15 protein-coding genes are annotated in these 23,950 nt (G+C 46.4%); 11 read left to right on the forward strand and 4 right to left on the reverse strand.

Translation table 11 applies throughout. The annotated features are described in order from the left end of the window. Positions 1 to 164 precede the first annotated feature (164 nt). Complete coding sequence (locus tag WKT13_RS01690; protein ID WP_340322547.1) at positions 165 to 1,319, reverse strand: TlpA family protein disulfide reductase; 1,155 nt, start codon at positions 1,317 to 1,319, stop codon at positions 165 to 167. A 1,860-nt stretch (positions 1,320 to 3,179) separates the two neighbouring features. On the opposite strand from WKT13_RS01690, the gene nadA reads away from it, so the two are divergent. The 4 genes from nadA to WKT13_RS01710 all read left to right on the forward strand — a co-directional run bounded on the left by nadA (position 3,180) and on the right by WKT13_RS01710 (position 8,817). Further along, entirely contained in the window at positions 3,180 to 4,169 is a 990-nt protein-coding gene (gene nadA, locus WKT13_RS01695) for a quinolinate synthase NadA (RefSeq protein WP_340322548.1), read from the forward strand. Positions 4,170 to 5,054: 885 nt separating this feature from the next. After that, positions 5,055 to 5,465, forward strand: a complete 411-nt coding sequence (locus tag WKT13_RS01700; RefSeq protein ID WP_298619125.1) for a Fur family transcriptional regulator — start codon at positions 5,055 to 5,057, stop codon at positions 5,463 to 5,465. Positions 5,466 to 5,477: 12 nt separating this feature from the next. Then, a complete protein-coding gene (locus tag WKT13_RS01705; protein ID WP_298582494.1) occupies positions 5,478 to 6,044 on the forward strand; it encodes a 6-carboxytetrahydropterin synthase in 567 nt (188 codons plus the stop codon). A gap of 493 nt (positions 6,045 to 6,537) precedes the next feature. After that, positions 6,538 to 8,817 (forward strand): GH92 family glycosyl hydrolase, encoded by a 2,280-nt coding sequence (locus WKT13_RS01710; protein ID WP_340322549.1) that lies wholly within the window; start codon positions 6,538 to 6,540, stop codon positions 8,815 to 8,817. A gap of 64 nt (positions 8,818 to 8,881) precedes the next feature. On the opposite strand, the gene WKT13_RS01715 is transcribed toward WKT13_RS01710, so the two are convergent. Both WKT13_RS01715 and WKT13_RS01720 read right to left on the reverse strand, forming a co-directional pair. After that, on the reverse strand, positions 8,882 to 9,463 hold the full coding sequence (locus WKT13_RS01715; protein WP_340322550.1) for a hypothetical protein: 582 nt from the start codon (positions 9,461 to 9,463) through the stop codon (positions 8,882 to 8,884). Positions 9,464 to 9,473: 10 nt separating this feature from the next. Further along, a complete protein-coding gene (locus WKT13_RS01720) occupies positions 9,474 to 9,953 on the reverse strand; it encodes an RNA polymerase sigma factor (protein ID WP_340322551.1) in 480 nt (159 codons plus the stop codon). A 1,309-nt stretch (positions 9,954 to 11,262) separates the two neighbouring features. Between WKT13_RS01720 and WKT13_RS01725 the strand changes: the two genes are divergently transcribed. From WKT13_RS01725 to WKT13_RS01755, 7 genes are all read left to right on the forward strand, one after another. Further along, positions 11,263 to 11,790, forward strand: a complete 528-nt coding sequence (locus WKT13_RS01725) for an O-acetyl-ADP-ribose deacetylase (protein WP_340322552.1) — start codon at positions 11,263 to 11,265, stop codon at positions 11,788 to 11,790. A gap of 225 nt (positions 11,791 to 12,015) precedes the next feature. Then, positions 12,016 to 12,840 (forward strand): DUF6624 domain-containing protein, encoded by an 825-nt coding sequence (locus tag WKT13_RS01730; RefSeq protein ID WP_340322553.1) that lies wholly within the window; start codon positions 12,016 to 12,018, stop codon positions 12,838 to 12,840. Between the two features lie 572 nt (positions 12,841 to 13,412). Continuing rightward, complete coding sequence (locus WKT13_RS01735) at positions 13,413 to 15,245, forward strand: glycoside hydrolase family 2 protein (RefSeq protein WP_340322554.1); 1,833 nt, start codon at positions 13,413 to 13,415, stop codon at positions 15,243 to 15,245. A 152-nt stretch (positions 15,246 to 15,397) separates the two neighbouring features. Continuing rightward, a complete protein-coding gene (locus WKT13_RS01740; RefSeq protein WP_340322555.1) occupies positions 15,398 to 16,237 on the forward strand; it encodes a DNA adenine methylase in 840 nt (279 codons plus the stop codon). Further along, a complete protein-coding gene (locus WKT13_RS01745) occupies positions 16,230 to 17,507 on the forward strand; it encodes a type II restriction enzyme (RefSeq protein ID WP_340322556.1) in 1,278 nt (425 codons plus the stop codon). Before WKT13_RS01740 ends, WKT13_RS01745 begins: the two co-directional genes overlap by 8 nt. A gap of 305 nt (positions 17,508 to 17,812) precedes the next feature. Further along, complete coding sequence (locus tag WKT13_RS01750; RefSeq protein WP_340322557.1) at positions 17,813 to 18,955, forward strand: glycoside hydrolase family 43 protein; 1,143 nt, start codon at positions 17,813 to 17,815, stop codon at positions 18,953 to 18,955. A 105-nt stretch (positions 18,956 to 19,060) separates the two neighbouring features. Further along, positions 19,061 to 20,509: a glycoside hydrolase family 30 protein gene (locus tag WKT13_RS01755; protein WP_340322558.1), complete on the forward strand. Its 1,449-nt coding sequence runs from the start codon at positions 19,061 to 19,063 to the stop codon at positions 20,507 to 20,509. A gap of 861 nt (positions 20,510 to 21,370) precedes the next feature. Here WKT13_RS01755 and WKT13_RS01760 read toward each other — a convergent pair. Continuing rightward, complete coding sequence (locus WKT13_RS01760) at positions 21,371 to 23,782, reverse strand: outer membrane beta-barrel protein (protein ID WP_340322559.1); 2,412 nt, start codon at positions 23,780 to 23,782, stop codon at positions 21,371 to 21,373. Positions 23,783 to 23,950: the final 168 nt, after the last annotated feature.

The raw sequence follows: 23,950 nt of genomic DNA on the forward strand, positions 1-23,950 counted from the left end.
ACATATCAAGCATTTACAAACCAGATAAATTTACTACTCTATGCAACGAACTAATACAGCCAGAAATAGTATATGCAGTTTGGTATCTATGCCTATGCTGCCATAGGAAAGAATACCTACGGCAGCAAGTCCACTATCATTAAATGTTCATCCCACGAACTTCCTTATTGAGCTGCTTCCTGCAGTTGTTTTTTCAGCCTTTCCCACTGTTCAGGAAAAGCGGCCGTACCGAAACGAATATTTCCTTGCTTATCGAAAATAATGCATCGTGGAATGCTCAAGGCACCATTATGACCAAAGGTATCGAAGATTTCTTGATGGAAGGCCACCTGATCACGAACGTGTTCGCCTTTCAGGTTGTAGTGCGCAGCCATCTTCCGCCACTTTTCATCGTTCTCCGGACGGTCGATGGAGAGGTAGAGCAATACCACATCGTTGGCCGCGGCATACTCCTGCAACGGACCGACGTGAGCAAACGACGCACGGCAGGGACCACACCACGTAGCCCAGATGTCCATGAAGATTACTTTCCCCTTATAACGGTCGGTCACGTCCTTAATTGTCTTGGCCGAGCTGACATCGGGGAAATGGATATCGGCAGGGATTGTAGTTTCATTGAAGGCACGGTTCTTGGCCACGGCACGATCCACCCACGGCATCCATCCGCTTTCGGGATAGAGACGACGGAACTCGTCAGCCAGCGGAAGCAGTTGCGGATCATACTGCTGCTGGAACTCGTCTTCGAGGAAGAGCTGAGCCAGAGCGGCTTCCTGCGCCTTACCTGTCAGCCGGTGCGTGAAATCGTAGAAATCCAGCTGCACGCCTTTCTCCACTCCTTCCGGCTTCGGCTCACCCTTTGTATAGTAACGGATGCCGGTATCATAACTTGCCGCATCGTAGAACGATAAGGAGAAAGGACTATCAGGATGATTGATTGAGCAGAAAACCGTCATGCTGTCCAGCTGAGCCAGCCATTCCTGCTTCGTGGCTTCGGACACACGAGGTATGTTGGCTAGTACCTGATTCTGGAAAGCCAGCAGCAACTGCATGCGTATGTCCTGACGGGCCTTGGCACGCAGATCCTCGTCTACGCCTTTCACATCCTTGTCCAGATACAGAGCATAGTCCGCCAACTTACGGCGCACCGATGCGGCTACAGTGTCGTGGACAATCTGCCAGCGGTCACCTCTCCGTGCACGGATGGCAAACACATCCTCATACAGCTGTTCCAGCAATTCCGCCACACGGGCCACCTTTTCATTCAGCCCTTCAGTAACGGTCATCGGCTTTTTGGCCCATCCGTCCAACTCGATCCGCATTGTTCCTTCTTTAACAAGAAGCGACCCCATTTTCTTTTTTCCATACAGAAAGAACTGAACTCGCTCGTATTCTCCTCCAGGTAACGTCAGTGTGAATGTACTATCAGGTCGTAGCTCTAGTGTATCTATGTTCTGCGAATTGAACATTCCGCCAACCGATCGTTTACAAACCAAAGTAGCTCCATCCGCATGCTGTAGGGAGCCTGTAATATAAATATCCTGATGGACGGTGCTTTCAGCACACAATTCTCCCAAATATATTGCCCCGAAGACAACTATACAAACTTTTTTGCTTATATATTTCATTATTTCTATAATAACATGAGTTTGAAAAAGTACTAATATATTTTATCTTATAAAAATAGCAATAAAAGTATCAAATTATAACATATAAACTTTTATTACCATCGTTTTTTTTCTAAATTACTAAAATTTATTATATTACCAATGATTTTTGCAAGATTTTTTTAATTAAAGATAAGGAAATAAAACATCGTAACAAACTTAATAGTATAATGATACGGAGATAATGGTTATGTTGACTCAACTCTTTTACGTGTCTTTCATAACCAAAGAATACTTTTTCATAAAACCTTTGAAGATCTTACTGAAGTTACTTATATACACTCTCCTATCTTTCTGTTTTTACAGATGAACCTTTCCATATATCACCATCTTATTTCAACAATCCCGTATTCCGTCTGCTACATTTCTTATTCATTATTTTCAGACATTACATCCGCTTACATGGGACAGTCCAGCCGGAGATATTATTAAAAAAGAATACATTCGTCGATCTCGCATATTTTATTCCCCATATAAACATAAAAGCAATCACGCACACAAAACAGTACAACATATTGCCGGATAACGGCTGCATGGATTATGACGGAAAACTGTAATATATTTCTCAGAAAATATTTTGTCAGCCATAAACTCATCATCTGTTTGGCTTTAAACTATACTGACAACATTATCAACAATTTCCTGATAATGTTCAATGAGTTTGAAAATTAATGTTAGAACAGATTTTCCTTATATTATATATCTTTGATTTACAATATATTATATATATTATTCCAAATAATAAGAATACCTGTAAAATCACGTTCATTTTCCTTATATCACATAAGTTATCAACACTTTTTATCTTGTGAAAAAACATCGTTTAATACCGTATTTCAGGTTTTTCCGGCAGTTCTTTATCAAAAAGAATAACCGGAAAAGCACATTTCATACCCGCAGTGACATACATTCCATATAATAAAAGCACAATACGGTGTAATCACCCAACTGTTTTTTCCACAAAATTACCCGTTAAACATGTTGATAATTGCCCGAAAAAGCCAAATAACACATTTCCACCCATACTTCAACAATAACTGTATAAAACCCGTTGAAAAGTGTTGATAACCATGTGGAAAAGCATACTAATAACTCAGTAGATATCAACAGCCGAAACTGCACCGTCCCGTAATTGTGGATATACGCACAGTTATTATTTTTTTTTCCATAAGTTTTCCATAATTATTTAGTCAAAAATTTTATAAACTTATTAACTTTGCACAATATAACACCGTTTGTGGATAAACGTCATATATGGCTGAAAGTCAGTAGAAACTTATTAAGAACCGACGTTGATAACTGCGATGTCTGATGTTGACATCAAAATATGCAAGAAAAACGCCGTAAAGTTTTTAACATATAAACAATATATCATCATAATAATCTTTTTTATTTTTAAAAAAGAAAATAAATATAAAGATAATATATGATTGTGGAGAAAAGGGATAACACTGGCCTTAAGGATAAACGGCTGAAGCAAAGGTAAGAAAGGAATATTGATAAAATAAAATATTTATGGTGAAAAACGAATGGATTGAAAAAGGCTATGCCGACGAACCTGTGGAGGAAGGCATCGACCTGAAAAAAGAAATAAGAAGGCTGTGCAAAGAGAAGAACGCTGTGCTGCTGGCGCACTATTACACTCCGGGTGAGGTGCAGGAGTGTGCCGACTTCATCGGCGACTCGCTCGCACTGGCACGTCAGGCTGCCAAGACAGATGCCGACATTATTGTGATGTGCGGCGTACACTTCATGGCGGAGACATGCAAGTTGCTCAGTCCGGAGAAGAAAGTGCTCACGCCCGACCTCAATGCCGGATGTTCGCTGGCCGACTCATGCAAGGCCGAAGATCTGAAGAAGTTCAAGGAAGAGCACCCCGGCTACAAGGTGGTGAGCTACGTCAACACCACCGCTGCCGTGAAAGCGCTGACCGATGTGGTTGTGACGAGCGGCAATGCCAAGAAGGTTATAGACTCCTTCCCGCAGGATGAGAAGATAATATTCGGCCCAGACCATAACCTCGGATCGTACATCAATTCTGTGACAGGACGTGATATGCTGCTCTGGAACGGCGGATGCCATGTGCACGAGAAGTTCTCGGTAGCCGAGATTGCCAAGCTCAAGAAGGAGCATCCGGGTGCAATAGTTATGGCACATCTGGAGTGCAAGGGTCCCGTATTGGCCATAGCCGATGTGAAAGGCTCAACGGCCGTTATGCTGAAGTATGCTATGGAGCATGACGACAAGGAGTATATCGTCGCTACAGAGGCCGGCATTCTGCACGAGCTTCAGCGCAATTGCCCGGACAAGACGTTCTATCCAGTTCCGCCGGAGGTGAGCGAGGGTTCAGTGGGATGTTCGTGCAACGAGTGCGAATATATGAAACTGAGCACGCTGCGCAAGATATACAACACACTGAAATACGAATGGCCGGAGGTGAATGTGGATGCCGACGTGGCCCGCGATGCAGTGAAGCCCATAGAGCGTATGCTGGAGCTGAGCTGAAAATAAACATGGTCGTACGTATGGTTTTTCCATTTATATATAGTTATTTTATGGTGGATAAATTATACGTACGATTTCATAACCTTTTGAATATAACATTCTGATACCATTTAAGCTCACTTCCTGTGAGCTGCATTTATTGAAATGCTTTTTCAAGCAAAACTGTGTCATCTTCAATTATGTGAGGAATAGGTTTTTGCAGGTAACAATTCACCATCGGTCTTGGCCTTACATTTATTATTGAATAACATGACAAAAGATTTTTTCAATCCTTTAAAGAAACCGTTTACTAAAGATCCGTTTCTCCTGCTTCTGATGATACTGACGGGCATCGTGATAATAGGAATAGCGTATTATTGTGAATCCATATTACTTATAGTGTTGCTTTCTCTGTCTGTATTCATTGCGTCAGTTCTTATTTATTGTTTTTGCAAAAAACAGTAGTTGTAAGAATTGTCATAAGAAGAAATAATTGAAAACAATATGGAATAACAACTTTAAAGTATAGAATAATACATTTAATATGTCATCAATGCTTCTCCGATTTTACGGGGAAGCTTTTTTTGTGTTGTAATAAAGGCTATTCTGAGTGCTCAAAAAGCCTGTTTTGTGTGGTGAAATAGTCTGTTTCGCAAGCTCATAAGGCCCGTTCTGTAAGATGAAATAGTATTTTCTGTAAGCTGTATGTCAAGAAAAGGCAGATTGAAAGAGAATTTACAGCGTTCGGAAACTGCTGTCGGGAGTTTTTGACGGCAAAAAAGATGGAATGAGGACTGGCGGAAGTAGGATATTCAAAAAAATTCGGTCATTTAACAATATTTAGTTGCAAATAATTTGCAGATGCGAAAAATTCTCATTAAATTTGCGGATGAAAATAAATAAGTGATGGAAACAATAGAAAATATAAAGCAGGCAGGACTTAGAATGACACCGCAGCGCAAGACTGTTTATGAAGCAATGATGGAGCTGCGCCATGCTGGCATAGATGAGATAATAAAGAAAGTGCAGTCGATGGACAGCGAGATGACGGTTTCGACAATATATCGTATACTCGACTCATTCTGTGCAGCCAACCTTCTGTCGCTCGTCTTCAATCCTGACGTTGGCAAGAGCTATTATGACATCACGGTGAAAGAACACCACCATGTGTTCAAGGGCCAGAAGATAATGGACTATATGGACGACGGACTGACGGCTCTTATAAGACAGTATCTGAAAGAAAAAAAATTCGCACCAGAAGATATCGAAAAGGTACAGGTGCAGATAATAATGAATGAATCAAAGTCAAACCCCTAAAATTTAAAAGAAATGAGAAGTATCACAACATTTGATTTGCAGTACGCACATAGATTTTATGGCTTCCAGGGCGAAGCGCAGTATCTTCACGGTCATACAGGAACTCTGACCATCGAAGTGGAGGACACAGTGGAAAAAGGTGTCAACATGGTTTATCCGTGCAACGAGATACAGAAGGTGGCATGGGACGTGCTGAAGAATTTCGACCATTCGCTGATACTCCGCGAGGACGATCCGCTGTTGCCGGCAGTGCTCGACGTGTACGAGAAGCAGGGCATACGCAACGGTCATCCGCAGAACAAGATGAAGGGCGAGGCCTTCAAGACTGAGCTGGCTACGGCTTATCCGGATGCACGTCTGGTGGTTACTAAGGAGACAATGACCGTCGAGGGCATGATAAAGATTGTCTACGATCTGCTCAAAGACAAACTGAACATTGCCAAGATAACATTCACGAGCGGAGTAAATGCAGGTTCGGCCGAGTTCGATACGAAGAACAACATCGACCGCTGTCCTCTCTGTGGAGTTGCCCTCAACGAAGAAGGTGTTTGTCCGAAGTGTGGCTACAGAAAGAATTGATGCGCGTATTATGAAACTGGGGCGGCAAAACCGCTGACCGCAGAAATATGATTGAAGAACGGACGGAAAGTTGCAGGATGGCTTTCCGTCTGTTTTTTGTTTGTATATAATAAATGTGGATGATGTGGAAAATATTTAAAAACTTGTTTTGCATAAGATAGGATTCGGTTCGACAAAGTCAAATCCGGAAAACAAATGTTTTTCCTCTTTGTCTCTGCGCTCACCTTTCGCTATCTTTGCATAAGATAGGATTCGGTTCAGCAAAGCCAAATCCGGAAAAAAAAGTTTTTTCCTCTTTGTTTCTGCTCTCACCTTTCGCTATCTTTGCAAAATATACGGATGATGTCATACTTGTGAGAGTATGGCTGATTGCTTCCTGAATCTGTTAATAAACTACCTGATTTCTCATAAAAGTAACATCTGAAGGTGTTTTACTTATATAGATGACTGTATTGTTTCAAAGAATTATCCATCATCAAAATAATTCACTATCATGAGAAAATTTATACTTTGTATGTTTCTTACGGTTTCATGTGCTGTGGTTGCCATGGCGGATGAAAAAACAGATTTTGTGAAATATGTGAATACTCTCCAAGGAACAAATTCCAATTTCACCATAACCCACGGCAATACATATCCTTCCGTGACGCTTCCCTTCGGCATGCATTCATGGTCGGCACAGACCGGAGTTAATGGCGACGGATGGAAGTATCAGTATGACAGAGATTCCATACGCGCGTTCCAGCAGGCCCATCAGTGCAGCTCCTGGACCAACGACTATTTTGTTTACAGTCTTATGCCGGTGTCGGGCACACTGAAGGTTGACCAGTATGAGAGGGCCGCCCGGTTCAGTCACAAGAACGAGATGGCGAAACCTCATTATTACAGTGTACTTTTCGACAACGGAATAAAGGCCGAAATATCTCCTGTGGAAAGAGGCGCTCATCTGCGTTTTTCATTTCCAAAAGGCGAGAAGGCTTTTGTGGTGCTCGACGGTTATACGGGCATGTCTTCGGTAAACATCGATCCCAAGGCGCGCAGAATAACCGGATACGTGAGAAACGGCCGTCTGCTCCACCCCGGCTCACGCAATTATTTCGTAATAGAATTCGACAAACCGTTTGTCTCTTTCGGCACATGGGACAACACTACGGGAGAGATTTTCTCCGGAAGACTGTCTGATGAAGGCAAGGGTAAGGGCGCTTATATAGAATTTGCGAAAGGTACAAAGGTGCAGATAAAGACCGCATCGTCGTATATAAGTCCGGCACAGGCCGACCTGAATCTCACAAGAGAGCTTTCCGGATTCAAGTCGTTCGACCAGACAAAGCAGGCGGCATGGAGAATATGGAACAAACATCTGTCGCGCATTCTGGTGGAGGACGACAACGAGGAAAACAAAGCCACATTCTATTCGTGCTTCTTCAGGGCAAGCATATTCTCCAGAAAGTATTATGAGCTCGATGCCGAAGGCAAACCTTATTACAGAAGTCCTAATGACAACAAGATATATTCGGGCTACTATTACACGGACACAGGCTTCTGGGACACGTTCAGGGCGCAGTTTCCTTTGACCTGCATACTCCATCCTACCATGCAGGGACGCTACATGAACGCCATGCTCGACTGTCAGAAACAGTTCGGGTGGCTGCCCTCATGGTCGTTCCCCTTCGAACAGGGAGGAATGATAGGCAACCACGCCATATCCCTCTTTGCCGATGCATGGGCCAAAGGTCTGCGCACGTTCAAGCCGGAGGACGTTCTGAAAGCTTATCTCCACGAAGTGACAAACGACGGTCCGGGCAATCCTGCCAACGGCAGAAAGGGCTGGAAAGAATATTTCACGTTGGGCTACATTCCTTATCCTGATGTGAGAGAAGCCACTGCAAAGACTCTGGAATACACCTATGACGACTGGTGCGCATACGAACTGGCAAGAGTTACTGGAAACAGTTATTACGAGGAGATATTCAAAAAACAGATATACAATTATAAAAACGTGTTCGATGCTTCTACCGGATTCATGAGAGGACGCCATAAGGACGGCACATGGGTTGAGAATTTCGATCCGGCCGAATGGGGCGGTCCGTTCACCGAGGGTTGTGCATGGCATTACCTGTGGTCGGTGTTCCACGATCCGGCAGGTCTGGTGTCGCTCCTCGGAGGCGACAAGGCTTTTGTTGCCAAGATGGACTCCGTATTCACCGTTTCCAACGAGTTTAAGGTCGGTACATACGGTTTTGCCATACACGAGATGACAGAGATGAAGGTGGCAAACATGGGACAGTATGCCCACGGCAACCAGCCAATACAACACATGGTGTATCTTTACAACTACGCAGGCGCTCCATGGAAGTCGCAGCAGAAGGCCAGAGAGGTGATGACACGCCTTTACAATTCTACAGAAAATGGCTATCCGGGCGATGAAGACCAGGGACAGACTTCGTCGTGGTATGTGCTGAGCGCACTTGGATTCTACAGTGTCTGTCCCGGAACCGACCAGTATGTTCTTGGAAGTCCTCTTTTCAAGAAGGTGACGGTGACGATGGAAGACGGCCGGAAATTCGTCATAGAGGCAGAAGGTAACAGCAAGGATGCCGTATATATACAGGAAGCTGTGTTGAAAGGAAAGCCTCACACAAGAAACTATCTGACGTATAAGGAGATTGTGGACGGCGGAGTGTTCCGTCTCAAGATGTCCGACAAACCCAATACATCAAGAGGTACGGACATATCGGACAGGCCTTATTCTGTTTCGACAGCGGATAAATGATGAAAAGAAAGACGGAAAGTCACAGTATGGCTTTCCGTCTTTCTTATTACTGTTTTTGTGAATATCAGATATTATTGAACTGTTCCACCAGTTCGCGGCAGTTTTTCACGTGTTTTCTGTACCGCAGCCACGCAATGACGCACGCTAAGGCGGTGAATGTTATACCTGACACTACGATGAAATGTGCCGTGTCCGGATTGTCCGCTCGGGCATACATCCGTATGAAGATGTAGGCAATCATTACAACCGACGGAAGAAGAGCTGCCAGCAACATACGGTTGTAGAATCTGCGGTAGCCTGCAATCTTTTCCGTGACCGTCCGCACATCGTCGTTCAGCAGATTGTCCATGCCCAGCTTGCGGTTCATCCATACGGTGGCAAACAGGTCGGCCGCAGCCCACAACGACACCAGTATGCCGAACAGTATGGGCCAGTCTATGATAATGCAAATCATCATAACCACCGGAACTGTCGTGATGTCGAGTATCATTCTGTATCCTATTTCACGGTTTACGGTCCCTGCCGGCTGCTTGCGCATCGCCCTGAAAACCTTTTCGTTCAGCTTATGCTGCACTTCCATTTCTTCCTTAAAGACCTCATAATCTTTTCTCAGTGCCTGAAGTTCTTTTTCAATATTCTTTTCCATACGACTTTTTTTACTTGTTAGACATTTTCTTGAGCAGCTCCTTAATGCGTACCAGTTTGAACGACACATTCTTGACCGATATTCCCAGTATGGCGCCAATCTCGTCGTAGCTCAGGCCTTCAAGCCACAGCAGGATGACGCTTCTGTCCACCAGTCCCAACGCATTGATTCGCTTATAGAGTTGTTTCACCTGCAGGTTCTTTTCCATTTTGTGGTCCGTGTCCGTACTGATGCCTAAGTCCAGCCGTTCGTGTTCACGCTTCTTGCGGTTGCTGAAGTTGATGCAATAGTTCAGACTTACCCGGTAAATCCATGTTCTTATGTCGCTTTTCCCTTCAAAAGCATCGAAGCCTTTCCACAGACGCAACAGTATTTCCTGATAAAGATCGTCCACCTCGTCCGCATTGTTCGAGAACATATAGCAGACCGTGTATATCGTACGTTCGTGCTTTTGAATGATAGCAGTAAACTGTTCTTCTTTCGTGTTCATCATTTACTTTTTACACATTAGACCACCAAGTGTGGTAAAAACTATACGGGCGTGGCATATTTTTATTGTTTTCTTTCGTAGAAGTCGTATGTATGTCCATTCCTTTTGCTTCCCGCTGTGGTTAGGCAAAATTATATAAACATTCCGACAAGTTTTTAATATTATATGGATATCATGTTAAAATGATAATGAATTACGGAAATATATCTCTTGTCAAGAATGGGTTTAAGCGTTTCCGGCTTCTTTATATATATTATGAACAGTGTCTGGATGTAAAGGAATTGATAAATAATGGTATGATATAAATGCTGCTTGATGATTGCATGAAACCATTCTTCGCACCTGTCATACGGCTGACGGGTTTTCGTGTGATGCAGTTTTCGGTTATATTATCCTCCTTACTTAGGAATATATTTCCTTCATAAGAAATCCGGTGTGGATTACTTTCTGTAGAACACAGCGGTTTATCTACGGAACAGGCACTGTTGCTTTCAGCCGGAAGTGAGGCAAAATGGTGCAGTTACAGATTTTCAGTGTCCTGCGGTTTTTCCGCTTGAGTTTTCAGTTCTACCCCAAAAAATTAGCGAGTATTTGCGCGCGGACTCTCCGTCGGAGGCAAATTCGCGAGAAATGAGAGCTTTGCACAATGTTCTGTATATCAGTGGTTTATATTTGAGAAATATTTTCCGGCCGTGCAAAATGCACTGTTTCAGCATGCGATTGAGTACATATTAGGGCCTGAAACACTCAATATCACGCCCTGATATAGACTAAACCGGAGGCTGAAACAGGCATAAACGGAGTGCCGAATGAAGGATTCGGGATTGTATGGCAGGGTGTACTGTAATGCGGTATGGGCCGAAAGGGCCTATATTATGCGGGGTTTAACATTCTTTTACACCTCTTTTTCGAAAATAATTTGTCAAAAAAAAGTCAAGAAAAACTGTAAGTTCGTTGCGCGGGTTTTCTTTAAAAAAGCCGGTATGAGGTGTGAGGAAGCACGCGGAAATGATGCGCCTGACGTGCGGTGACGGTTATAGGTTGCAGCGACAAGGGTGAAGAAGAGCGGAACTATTTTATCTGTTTTATATAAACATTTGTTTTTATGTATATAAAAGATGCGTTGTGCAAAGATTTAAAAAAAAAACTCCCGCCGTATTATGTGAAATGTAATGAATGGAATACGGTCTATTGAATGGCAGATCCGGAAAAATTGTGTTTTCTCTCTTTGCATTTTCATTTGTCATTTATTATTTTTGTAATAGATAAAAACTTGGTTTTGTATAAGATATAAGCTATTGAGAATATTATGGAAAACTACGGAAAAAGAATAAGAGTGGTGTCGGGTGACATCACGCGACTGGAGGTTGACGCCATAGTGAACGCCGCCAACAATTCGCTGCTTGGCGGTGGCGGAGTCGACGGAGCCATACACAGGGCTGCGGGCAGGGAGCTTCTGGCGGAGTGTCGCACGCTCGGAGGATGCCGGACGGGCGAGAGCAAGATGACGGATGCCTACCGTCTGCCGTGCCGGAAGATAATACATACCGTGGGACCTGTGTGGCATGGTGGCAGACATGGTGAACCTGAGCTGCTCGCTTCGTGCTACTCCACGGCACTGAAACTGGCTGAGGACCATGGTATGCGCACCGTTGCCTTTCCGTGCATAAGCACCGGCGTTTACGGTTATCCGCAGGAAGATGCGGCAAGGATAGCTCTGAAAACCGTGAAGGAGGCCATCGCAGGGGGAACATATACGGGCGACGTGATATTCTGCTGCTTCCTTAAGGAGGATGAGAAGATTTATAATGAACTACTGGGAGTGGCTGACGAATGAGGTGCGCAGTGCGTTGTTTATAAGAAAAATTCGTAAATTTACGGCGCGAACGGCGGATGACGTACGGATATACAGATGTCCTGCCGCTTACGCTCTTATGTCTTGTCGGTTCATATGTGTGACGGCATGGAAATGAACACCGGTGCTTCGTGCGTTCACCGGACTGAAAAAAAATCGTTTATCGTTTTACTATAATATATATAACATAAAAAACAGCAACCCGTTATGAAATCATTTACATCACATATTCCACTTTGCGCCATTGCCTTCGCAGCCGTTATGGCAGGCACTACGGCGGCATACGGTACGACAAATGCGGAAAAATGTGCGACGTATGAGCTGAGAACGGAAAATGTAGCGGCGGACACAACGCTTGTGCAGGGCATGAACATGGCCGCGCTCGACTCCATGCTGCAACGTGTTCATGACGACGACCAGGATGTGCGGCGCAACTTCACCGTGATGCTTCAGAGCAACAACGCCGACAGCATATTGGCTTATCAGGAACGGATGGAGGAGACTGACAGCCGTTGTCGCGCCATTGTCTTCCCCATACTTGACAGTGTGGGCATACCCGACGGGCTGACTGAGAAGGCGCGCGAGGCTCTTTTCCTTGTCGTGCAGCATTCCGACGTGGAGCATCAGCGCAAATATATCGACCTGTTCGACGCCGCGGCAAAGAAAGAACTTGTGGCGCGTGCCGACGTGGCGACCATGCGCGACCGCATACTGATGCACGAAGGGCGGCCGCAGATATACGGTACGCAGACCTTCACGCCCAACCGCACCATAATAATAAACAGCGATGGCGGGAAAAGAATAGCCGATGACGGAGAAGACAACGGTGGTGAAACCTCTGCGTCGCAGCCCACGGCGTATCTCTGGCCGGTGGAGTCGCCCGACGGACTCGATGCTCGCCGCGCCGAAGTGGGGCTGCCACCAATGGACACATACATCGAACTGTTCCGCCAGAGCGGCGTCTCTCTCGTGTGGGACCGCTCGCTGACAGTGGAGAAGATAAAGGCGCAGCGCGGCAATTCTGAGCAATGATGCGGCGCATATAGCGTTAGCATGACGTAAGATTATAAGGATGAGAACCGACGTTTTTTATGACTTTCACGTCAATGTCGGTTCTCATCTTTTGTGATATGGGGCTTTGGGAATGATGTAACGGGCCGTTTGAGGCTGCGATATATAGTTTCTGGTTTTATGAAAAAGGCTGTATCAGATTGTGATATGGGCCGTTTTAACATTCAAAACGGGCTCTTTTAAGAGCCGAAACATACTCTTTTAGGAGCCGGAAAAGACTCTTTTGGAAGTCGTAACAGGCTTTATCGGCTACAGGTCTTCACACAGTGTTTCCGAGAAATAAACGAATCGTTTTTACATAACAAAGTCTTACGCCACGGCATATTATCCTGTAAATATTTGAGATAATTGGTGCTAAATGTTCCGTTTTAAGCAAATAATGTGTAATTTTAAACTCTCATTGGCGGTGGCTATAACTTTAAACCATATAAATACGTTGCTTTTGTTTTATAACCGTACTGTTTTGAACAAAGATTTATCATGATTGCCGTCAAGTCAGATGAAGTGAGAAATAATTTATAAATTACCTTTATATGAAAAGAAAACTTATTGCCTGTCTGGCTCTTTTCCTGTTGTCGGGAGTCACGACAGTTAGTGTGAATGCGCAGGACGCGAAGAAGCGTTTCACCCTCCCCACCCCGTGGACCGAGGAAGCCATGAATGCCGAGACGCCTCTGCCCGAATATCCGCGTCCGCAACTGGTGCGTGCGCAGTGGCTCAATCTCAACGGCGAGTGGGACTATATGACCGATCCCAGCGGAGTGTCGCCCGTCAAGGCTTCCGTTCCGCCGTCGTTTACTAAGGGTGTGCGCAAGATACGCGTGCCGTTTCCGCCCGAGTCAGAGCTGTCGGGCATTGCCCACAAGGGTGACTCCTGCCTGTGGTACCGCCGCACTTTCACCGTTCCCAAGGAATGGAAAGGCAAGCGCGTGATGCTCAATTTCGGAGCTGTGGACCGTCTTTCCACCGTGTTTGTCAACGGTAAGAAGGCAGGCACGCACACAGGTGGCTACGATGCTTTCAGCTTCGACATCACCGATCTGCTCAAGTCGGGCGACAACGTGCTGGTGGTTGGCGCTTTCGACCCCAACGACGGACGCGCCGCATCGGGCAAGAACGGTCCTCGCGGCGACTACACTTTCACTTCAGGCATATGGCAGACAGTGTGGATTGAACCCGTTGAGAAGCAGCATATATCGCACATAAAGATAATACCCGACGTGCAGAACAAGCGCCTTGAGGTGACGGCATACGCCGGCGGTGAGGCCTTGCAGGTAGTAGCCGTGGCAAGCACCGGCGGACAGAAGGTGTCGGAAGCCGCAGGAACGGCCGGCAAGACTTTCTATCTCTCAGTGCCTAATCCGCATCTTTGGAGTCCGGACGATCCGTTCCTTTACGACCTCAAGCTGCAGTTGAAGAACAAACGCGGCAAGGTTGTCGATGAGATAGGCTCTTACTTCGGCATGCGCACCGTAGGTATGAAGAAGATAGACGGCGTGATGCGCCCGACGCTCAACGGTGAGTTCGTGTTCCATATCGGTCTGCTCGACCAGGGTTATTGGCCCGACGGCATCTTCACCGCACCTACCGACGAGGCTCTGCTCTACGACATCGAGCTGGCAAAGCGCGCCGGATTCAACGTAATACGCAAGCACATAAAGGTTGAACCGCAGCGTTGGTATTATCATTGCGACCGCCTCGGTCTCATGGTATGGCAGGACATGCCCAACCTCTGGGAGCCCGACGGTGCCGACTCCGTGGCTGTACGCAAGCAGTTCCGCGCCGAACTGAAGACCATGATCGACCAGCACGTCAATTCACCGTCCATCGTCATGTGGGTGCCTTTCAACGAGAACTGGGGCGCATTCGAGGCAACCGATATCACCGACTGGGTGAAACAGTATGATACTCACCGCCTCGTCAACGGTATGTCCGGCTACAACTACGCTCCCGGCTACCGCAAGGCTTACGGCGATCCGGGCAACGGCGACTTTGTGGACATGCACCATTACGGTAACATAGAGCCCAACGCCATAGCCAAACCCGATGACAAACGTGCCGCATCGCTGGGCGAATTCGGCGGCAAGGGATTGTTCGTCCGCGGTCACATGTGGCCTGTCCGCAACGACGCCTACGAGATGATGATAAACCGCGACGTGCTCACCGACACCTATGTCATGATGGCCACCGAGCTGGAACAGATGATAAACTACTTCGGACTGAGCACCGCCATATACACACAGACCACCGACGTGGAGCACGAGATAAACGGACTGGTGACCTACGACCGCCAGGTGGAGAAAATGAACCTCGACAAAGTGCGCGAGATAAACACCTCCGTGATAGAGGCTACAAGGAGAAAATAATTCTATTTTTTGAAATAGAGTATATAAATAACATGAGTTTGATATAGAATAAATATATCGAACTCATGTTAAATTAAACCAATCATATTATTTTCTGAATTATATAACAAATAAAAATAGTAATTTTGCCATTGACTTAAATAATTAAGTAAATGGCAAAAAATAAACTTGTAGTACCATTTCTGAAATGGGTTGGAGGGAAAAGACAACTTATTCCTGAAATAAAAAAATTTTTACCCAAAGGTATATCAAACTGCACCTATTATGAACCATTCATAGGGGGTGGAGCATTATTTTTTGAGCTACAACCAAAATGTGCCATTATAAACGATTATAATGAGGAATTGATAAATGTTTATAAAGTTATAAGAGATCATCCAAATGAACTTATTGAGGATTTAAAGAAACATAAAAATACAGCTGAATATTTTTATGAAATAAGAGCTTTAGACAGACAGCCTCTTTTTAATAATCTTACTAATATAGAAAGAGCATCGCGTATTATATACCTCAACAAAACATGCTACAATGGGTTATATAGGGTTAATAATGCAGGAGAATTTAATTCACCATTTGGAAAATATAAGAATCCGAATATTATTAACGAACCTGTTATTAGAGCTGTAAGCAAATATTTGAATTCAGCAAACATTCAAATATTTAATAAGGATTATCAAGAAATTTTAAAAGAAATACCGGCAAATTCATTTGTATATTTAGATCCTCCATATCATCCTATTTCAGAAAGTTCTAATTTTACAGGATATATACAAGGAGGATGGAATGAGAATGATCAAATTAGACTAAGGGATGTGTGTGATGATTTAACCAAAAGAGGTATTAGATTTCTTTTATCAAATTCAGCATCTGATTTTATAAGAGAAATTTATTCTGAATATAATATAAATATAGTTAAAGCTAATCGTGCGGTAAATTCAGACGCTTCTAAAAGAGGACAAATCAATGAATTTTTAATTAATAATTATGGATAAGTCAAAGAATGACAAAGCATGGGAAAAGATTTTTGTTAAATATGATATCCTAGACAAAATTTCAAAGGATGGAGTGGTTTCAATATCTTCGACAGAGATTAATGAGTTTAGAGAAGCTCGCTTAATGACAAAATTTGATCACCGTTCTCAACTTCCCAAATTATTTGTTAATAATCAGTTATCAATTTTGCCAACCTCTAGAGGTACATATGAGATTGGCAAATTTGAAACTTTTTGTGATTTTAATAAAGATGATGTAGAGATAACTAGTATTAATTTTCCTGATAATATAGAAAGTATTGATTATAAAGATATTACGAGTGAATCTATAGCAATAAATTGCGCTTATGTATCTAAAATATTACATGACTTCACTGGAGAAGAAGATCTGTTTCCTACTGTTTGTGGACGCATGAGTTCTTCTTTATTTGATTTTACGATTAATTCCGGACAAAAGAATTTCACAATAAATGTTGAGAATTCACAGATAGAGATAGATGGAGGTTATGAAGGTGACAAATCTTTAAATTTAATTGAAGCAAAGAATTATATTTCTGACGATTTCTTAATAAGACAATTATATTATCCATATAGATTATGGAGTGATAAAATTACCAAACGTGTTCGTCCTATTTTTCTTACATATTCAAATGGGATATTTCATTTGAGAGAATACGAATTTACTAATCCCTATTTATATAATTCTATCCGTTTATTACAACATAAGAAATATGCGATTCAGGAGGGAACTATAAATATAGAAAGTATAAATGAAATTTTAGATAGTATTCAGGTAGAACAAGAACCAGAAGTACCTTTTCCTCAAGCAGATAGTTTTGAGCGTGTGATAAATCTTTGTGAATTATTGAAACAAAGAGGTTTTATAAGTAAAGATGATATAACTCAGAATTATGATTTTGATTATAGGCAAACTGATTATTATTCAAATGCGGCTAGGTATCTAGGATTGGTAGAGTTTGTTACAGAGAATCAACAAATCGGATGTTCTTTAACGAAAGAAGGTTCTCGTATATTCGGTTTACCTATTATAGAAAGACAGTTGGCTTTTGTAAAGCTTATATTGACACATAGTGCATTTAAGAAAACCTTAGAACTTTATTTAGATAAGAGTGAGGTTCCAACAAAAGACGAAGTTGTTGAGATAATGAGAGAATCTAATTTATATAATATAGATTCAACAGAAACATATAAACGAAGAGCTTCAACTATTATTTCTTGGATAAATTGGATTTTAGGATTGATAGAATAAATGTATTATAACTAACCTTAGACAGAATTAAAATAGCATATATATTGCTGATGTACGGCTCACGCGGAATAACATAAGCCTCATATAAATAATAAATATAACCAATGACATGTTTCATATGTTGTATTTCCACCCCATTCCCTTTGCCGTATGCCATATTTTTTATACCTTTCCACTGCGTTTCCTCAATACGTTCCGGCGATGTTCGCGTGGTCTCTGCCGTCACGTATTGCATAAGGCGGACACCATGCGCTGCGGCGCCGTGTTTTCCGGACACGCATCATCTAACCTTCAGACAATATCTTATGCGACACATTCTTCTTTTGCTGGTCTGCCTCCTGTATGCCGGCCTCACGCCTTCGGTGGCAGACAACGGACCTGAACCCATAAGGTCAGGCGAGATATGGCCCGACAACAACGGTGTGCACATCAATGCCCACGGAGGTGGTATATTGTATCACAAAGGCAGATACTACTGGTATGGCGAAAACAAATGCGACACCACGAGCAGCGCCATGGTGGGTATCATGTGCTATTCGTCCGACAACCTCACCGACTGGAAGAACGAAGGTGTGGCGCTGCCTGTGACCGACGACGAGGGAAGCGACATTGTGCGAGGGTGCGTCATGGAGCGTCCTAAGGTGATATACAACGGCAGGAACCGCACGTTTGTCATGTGGTTTCACCTCGAACTCAAGGGCAAGGGCTATTCGGCTGCACGTGCCGCGTGTGCCGTGAGCAAGTCGCCGACGGGTCCTTTCAGATATGTCGGCTCGCTCAGACCCAACGCCGGACGTCTGCCTTTCGACATGACCGACGCCCAGAAGGCCGTGCTCGACACCCTGCGTGCCGAGAATTACGCCGAATGGTGGACACCGCAGTGGTATGATGCCATAGAGAAGGGACTGTTCGTCAAACGGGATCTGCCTGGCGGACAGATGTCGCGCGACATGCAGCTGTTTGTCGATGACGATGGAAAGGCCTATCACATATATTCCTCAGAGGACAACCTGACGCTCCACATAGCCGAACTGAGCGACGACTATCTCAGCCACACGGGCCGCTACGTGCGTCTGGCACCGGCCGGACACAACGAGGCGCCGGCCATATTCAAGAAAGACGGCGTCTACTGGCTCATCACTTCAGGCTGCACTGGATGGGCACCCAACAAGGCACGCATGTTCTCTGCCAAAAGTATCTGGGGGCCGTGGACCAGCCATCCGTCGCCATGCCGTGGCCCGAAGGAGGAAATTACCTTCGGCGGACAGGGCACATACGTCCTGAAAATTCACGGTCGCGAAGACGCGTTCATATTCATGGCCGACATCTGGCGGCCCGAAAAACCTTCCGACGCGCGCTATATATGGCTCCCGATACAGTTCCGCGACGGCGTGCCGTTCATAGAATGGATGGACAGCTGGACGCTCGATTTCTTCGACCGCCGTTGATTCAGCCACGCATCAGTCACGTGCAGGAGAATATACAGACCGCATTTGTCGCGACAAATCATAAAGGATGAAAATAATTCATGCATCATAAAACATAAAAAAACAATGAAAATGAAGAATACAGTCATGGCGTGTGCCTTGCTGGCATGTATGTCGGCCGGCAGCGCGCATGCGGAAAACAGAACAGGGGTAACGGAAAACAACGTGCAGACCGTCACCGTCGATCCTGCCACACGCTACCAGACGCTCGAGGGCTGGGGCAGTTCTCTGTGCTGGTGGGCGGCTCAGGTGGGCAACTGGGACGAGAAGAAGGTTGACGAGATAGTGGATCTGCTCACCTCGCCCGACAAGCTCAACATGAACATTTTCCGCTACAACATAGGCGGAGGCGACGAACCCTCGCATATCGACGGCCATATGGTGAAGGGCAAGGGAAAGCGTGCGGAGATGGAAGGATTCAAGGCTTCGCCCTCAGCTCCTTACAACTGGAATGCCGACAAGGGCCAGCGCACGCTGCTGCTGAAGATAAAGGAGAAAAGACCCGACGCCGTGTTCGAGGCTTTCTCTAACTCGGCACCCTACTGGATGACTTACAGCGGATGTGCCGCCGGCCACGAAGACCCGCGCAAGGACAACCTGAAACCGGAGTATTACGAGGCATTCTGCGACTATCTGCTCGATGTGTGCAGGCACTACAAGGACGAGTACGACATCGACTTCAAGACGCTCGAACCGTTCAACGAGCCTATCTCTGCCTACTGGAACGCGCTCGGAAGTCAGGAAGGATGCCACTTCGATCCGGAGACTCAGATGACAATCATCCGCATGCTCTATCCCAAACTGAAGGCATCGGGCCTTAACACCGTCATATCGGCGTCTGATGAGACTTGTCTCGAGCACTTCCTCATAACACAGAAGAAGTACAGAGACGCCGGCGATATATGGGACAAGCTGGGACAACTCAATACACACACCTATTCGGGCACCAACAAGCAGCGCCACGAGGTGCGCGAGCTAATGAGCCAGGCAGGCAAACCCTTCTGGCAGTCGGAGACAGGACCGAGCGGCGGAAGCGGTCTGGAGAGTAACCTTTTGCTCACTCAGAAGCTCTTCGACGACATGCGATACATGCGTCCGCAGGCATGGCTCGACTGGCAGATTATGGAAGAGTGGAACAACGAATGGTGTGTGCTGCGCGGCAACTTCAAGACGCAGGAGTACAACATCATAAAGAACTTCTACGTGCGCATGCAGATAACACGCTTCTTCAGGCAAGGCTGCACCTTCGTACGCACCGACTGCGACCAGTCGCTCGCCGCCATTTCGCCTGACGGCAAGCAGCTCGTTCTTGCCCTGCTCAACACTACCGACAGCAGCCGCAGCTTCAATGTGAACCTCAGTGGACTGAAAAAGAAAATAAAGAAGATAGAGGCATGGCGCACCGGTGCCACGGAAGACTGCGTGCCTACGGATGTGGTCGCACCGGCAGACAAGGTTCTGAACTATGAGAGTCCGGCCATGTCGCTCACGACATTTGTAGTGACGATGAAGTAAGGATATTGTTTTGTTCCGATAATTATGATATTATGGATGATGCTGCCTGTTTTCCGCAGGCAGCATTTTTTTATATGTAGTGTTCATAGCGTTGCGCTTGTCTAAGTATGGACGCAAGGTTCTGTGTCTTTGTTCACGTGTCATACAGGCTTTTTTAAAGAAAACTCAGGCGGCGGACTTACAGTTTTTCTTGACTTTTTTTTGACAAAATAAAATCGGAAAAGAGGTGTAAATAAATGTTAAATCAATCGTTTATAAGGCCTATTCCGGCCATATTGTCTTGTAGTACATTCTGTTGTGGAGTGCCGTCCGGTTGATTCTGCACTCCGTTTATGCCTGTTTCAGCCTCCGGTTTCGACTATATCAGGGCGTGATATTGAGTGTTTCAGGCCCTGATATGCACTCAATCGCATGCTGAAACGGTGCATTTTGCACGGCTGGAAAATCTTTCTTGAATGTAAACCTTTGATGTTCAGTATATTGCGCAAAGCTCTTATTTTTCGCGAATTTGCGTCCGACGGAGAGTCCGCGCGAAAATTCGCGAAATTTTTTTGGGGTAGAACAGAAAACTCAAGCGGGAAAACCGCAGGATACTGAAAATCTGTAACTGCGCTCTTTTGCCCTGCTTCCGGTTGAAAGCAACAGCGCCGGTATATGATGGATGCCAAGGTTTTCTGTTTCAAGCTATGTACACAGAATTTCTACTGAACCGTTTTTCACTTCTCATATCGCATGAACATACAGTCTGTCGTGGCGCGGCTGTGTGCGCAGTGAGGTATGCAAACGAAACGCCCGCCATGATTGTGGGTCATGGCGGGCGGCGGTTATTGTTATGTTCCTGATTTTATGTGTGTTTATTCGTCAGAAGTCCTTGCCTTCGAACATCGCTCCCGACGATACCTTTCCGCTCTGCGTCTTGCCTCCCGTGGCGTTGAAGAAGTAGCTTACGGACAGCATTATGTTGGGATAGCGTGGGCGAACGTAGGTCGATGACATGAGTGTCGCGGTGGAACGGCGGTTGTCGTAGCGCGCCGTACGGAACACGTCGTGAGCCACAAGCGACAGTGCCAGACGGTCGTGCAGCAGCTGGCGGCGCACGGCAAGGTCGAAGTAGCAGTAGGCTTTCTCGCGTCCCTGGGTGAGAATGGCGGGTCCCACGAAGTTGGCATCGAATTGCATGCGCGTGTCACGGCCCAGGTTGAAGTTGTTTATCATGGAGAACGAGTAGCTCGTGTTGGCGGCGTCGGTGCAGCCCTCGTAGTGACTGGTGAACTCATAGCGGAATATGCTGCCGTTGAGAGTCATGTCCCACCAGCGCAGCATCTTCATGCGCGTGTTGAGTTCGAGTCCGAAGGTGAAGTCGTTGCCGGCGTTGATGAGCGAGTCGAGAGTCACGCCCGGTTCGTAGGGCACTCTCACCTTGTCCATCACTCCGCGGCGCGAGCGGTAGAAGGCAGTGAGCGACAGGCTGTTCTCATTGGCAAACGTCTTGCGGTAGCCAAGCTCAAGGGTGTGTATGTATTCTGGATTTATGTCCGGATTGCCTATCTGTTTTGTGTAGTAGTCCTCGTATGTGATGTATGGTTCGAGCTGCCATATGCCTGGACGGTTGGTGCGGTAGGAGTAGCCCAGGGAGAAGATGTTGCCCCGTCCGGCGTCGTATGACACGTGGGCCGAGGGGAACAGCTCCAGACGTTTGATGTATCGGTCGGCGCCGGCGACCGATATGGTCAGCTCGTCTATGGTGTGGTCGGCGCGCAGTCCGGCGTCGAACTCAATGCGTCCCACCTTGTCTGTGAGCATGGCATAGAGCGAGTGTATCTGCCGGCGATAGAAGAACGGCGCGTGCAGGTCGTCCTGCCACACGAAGTCGGCGAGGTCGCGGTCCCAGTATTTTATGTTGTATGCTCCGTGTTCGCTATAAGATGTGTAGTGATAGCCCAGCTCCATGCGTCCCGTCTTGCGGTAGTTGAGCAGATAGGAAGCCTCGCCGTCGAAGTCCCAGTGGTGCTCCTTCTCATATCCGCGTGTGCCCTCGTAGCGTGCACCTGAGGTGTCGAACATGTTGCTCTCGGTGTATTCCAGCGCATACCAGTCGTAGCGCAGGCGTCCGTTCACGGCTATGCGGTCGCCCCGTTCGTTGAGCTTCAGCACGTAGTCGGCAGCCAGCTGCGCGAGCCTTTTCTCGTTGGAGTAGCGGTCGTGGCTGTCGTAGAGGTTCGAGTTTATCACCTCGTCGCCCTTCGTGCGGTGCTCGTAGTAGCTCATGTCGCCGCCGCGCCTGTTGTCGGTCATGCCGCTCTGCACCTCAAGCTGCAGCCGGTGTGCGCCCTTGTCATACTCCCATCCGGCCCGTCCGATGTAAGATATCTTGTCGCTGTGGCGCGTTCCGTCGGCGTCCGACGTTGTGGTGTAGTCGTCCACTATGGTCGTCTTCTTCTGTCTGAAGTCGCTCTTGCCCTTTATGTCCGACGCCGCCATGCCCACATACCAGTGGTTGGCTCCGCTGCGCCAGCCCACTGTGGCGTCGGTGTTCCATGTGCCTATGGTGCTTCCCGACACGTGTGCCGCTCCGCTCACGCCCCCGTCCGTCTGTCGGCGGGTCGTTATGTTTATTATGCCCACGTCGCCGTCGGTCTTGTATCGTGCCGAGGGCGTTGTCATTATCTCTATCTCGTCGATGTCGGCCGCCGCTATCTGCTCCAGTGCCTGCGTGCCCTCAAGCATCGAAGGCTTGCCGTTCACATAGACCAGGAACCCCGTGCTGCCGCGGAACGACAGGTTGCCGTCGGCGTCGATGCGCACCGACGGCGTAGATTTGAGCACATCCACGGCCGTGCCGCCCGATGCCGAGAGCACCGACGAGGCGTTTATCTTGCGCCGGTCGAGCTTGTACACCACCTTGTTTCGGTCGCGCGTCACCACGACTTCATCCAGACTGCTCTCCTCCATCTCCATGCTTATTGTGCCAAGGTCCACCGTTCGGCCCTGCCTGAACTCCAGCGGGTCGCTCTTGTATGTGCGGTATCCCATGAGCATGATGGTGAGCGTGAATCGTCCGTCGCGCATTTTGCGTATCTCGAAATGTCCGTTCTCCACCACGGCCGAAGCCACGGTGTTGTTCTTTTCGTCGGTAACAGCCACATTGGCATACTCCATGTCCTTGCCCGTAGCGGCGTCAACCACATGGCCTTTCACGGCCGGAACACCATTCTGGCCATAAACCGCGCCGAACACCACAGACATGATAAGCGTGATAATAAAGCGTGTCATAAACAGTAAGTCGTCTTTTCAGATTTCGTGCCCGGCATTAGTGTGGAGCCGGACTGATGTCAGTTAATAATAAAAATTAGGGTTTGAGCTATCCCTGCGTACAGCCGCATGCTGGTTGCAGGGGCAAAGACAGTGAAAGGTGAGAGCAGAGCAATATGTGAAAACGTA

The sequence above is a fragment of the Prevotella sp. HCN-7019 genome (assembly GCF_037890215.1).
Lineage (GTDB): Bacteria > Bacteroidota > Bacteroidia > Bacteroidales > Bacteroidaceae > Prevotella.

Excerpts from the sequence above, each read along its gene's own strand:
- WKT13_RS01720 (WP_340322551.1), bottom strand. The coding sequence starts at position 9,953 with ATGAACACGAAAGAAGAACAGTTTACTGCTATCATTCAAAAGCACGAA.
- WKT13_RS01705 (WP_298582494.1), top strand. The coding sequence starts at position 5,478 with ATGAGAAGTATCACAACATTTGATTTGCAGTACGCACATAGATTTTAT.
- nadA (WP_340322548.1), top strand. The coding sequence starts at position 3,180 with ATGGTGAAAAACGAATGGATTGAAAAAGGCTATGCCGACGAACCTGTG.
- WKT13_RS01715 (WP_340322550.1), bottom strand. The coding sequence starts at position 9,463 with ATGGAAAAGAATATTGAAAAAGAACTTCAGGCACTGAGAAAAGATTAT.
- WKT13_RS01755 (WP_340322558.1), top strand. The coding sequence starts at position 19,061 with ATGAAAATGAAGAATACAGTCATGGCGTGTGCCTTGCTGGCATGTATG.
- WKT13_RS01730 (WP_340322553.1), top strand. The coding sequence starts at position 12,016 with ATGAAATCATTTACATCACATATTCCACTTTGCGCCATTGCCTTCGCA.
- WKT13_RS01745 (WP_340322556.1), top strand. The coding sequence starts at position 16,230 with ATGGATAAGTCAAAGAATGACAAAGCATGGGAAAAGATTTTTGTTAAA.
- WKT13_RS01740 (WP_340322555.1), top strand. The coding sequence starts at position 15,398 with ATGGCAAAAAATAAACTTGTAGTACCATTTCTGAAATGGGTTGGAGGG.
- WKT13_RS01700 (WP_298619125.1), top strand. The coding sequence starts at position 5,055 with ATGGAAACAATAGAAAATATAAAGCAGGCAGGACTTAGAATGACACCG.
- WKT13_RS01710 (WP_340322549.1), top strand. The coding sequence starts at position 6,538 with ATGAGAAAATTTATACTTTGTATGTTTCTTACGGTTTCATGTGCTGTG.
- WKT13_RS01750 (WP_340322557.1), top strand. The coding sequence starts at position 17,813 with ATGCGACACATTCTTCTTTTGCTGGTCTGCCTCCTGTATGCCGGCCTC.
- WKT13_RS01735 (WP_340322554.1), top strand. The coding sequence starts at position 13,413 with ATGAAAAGAAAACTTATTGCCTGTCTGGCTCTTTTCCTGTTGTCGGGA.
- WKT13_RS01725 (WP_340322552.1), top strand. The coding sequence starts at position 11,263 with ATGGAAAACTACGGAAAAAGAATAAGAGTGGTGTCGGGTGACATCACG.
- WKT13_RS01760 (WP_340322559.1), bottom strand. The coding sequence starts at position 23,782 with ATGACACGCTTTATTATCACGCTTATCATGTCTGTGGTGTTCGGCGCG.
- WKT13_RS01690 (WP_340322547.1), bottom strand. The coding sequence starts at position 1,319 with ATGCGGATCGAGTTGGACGGATGGGCCAAAAAGCCGATGACCGTTACT.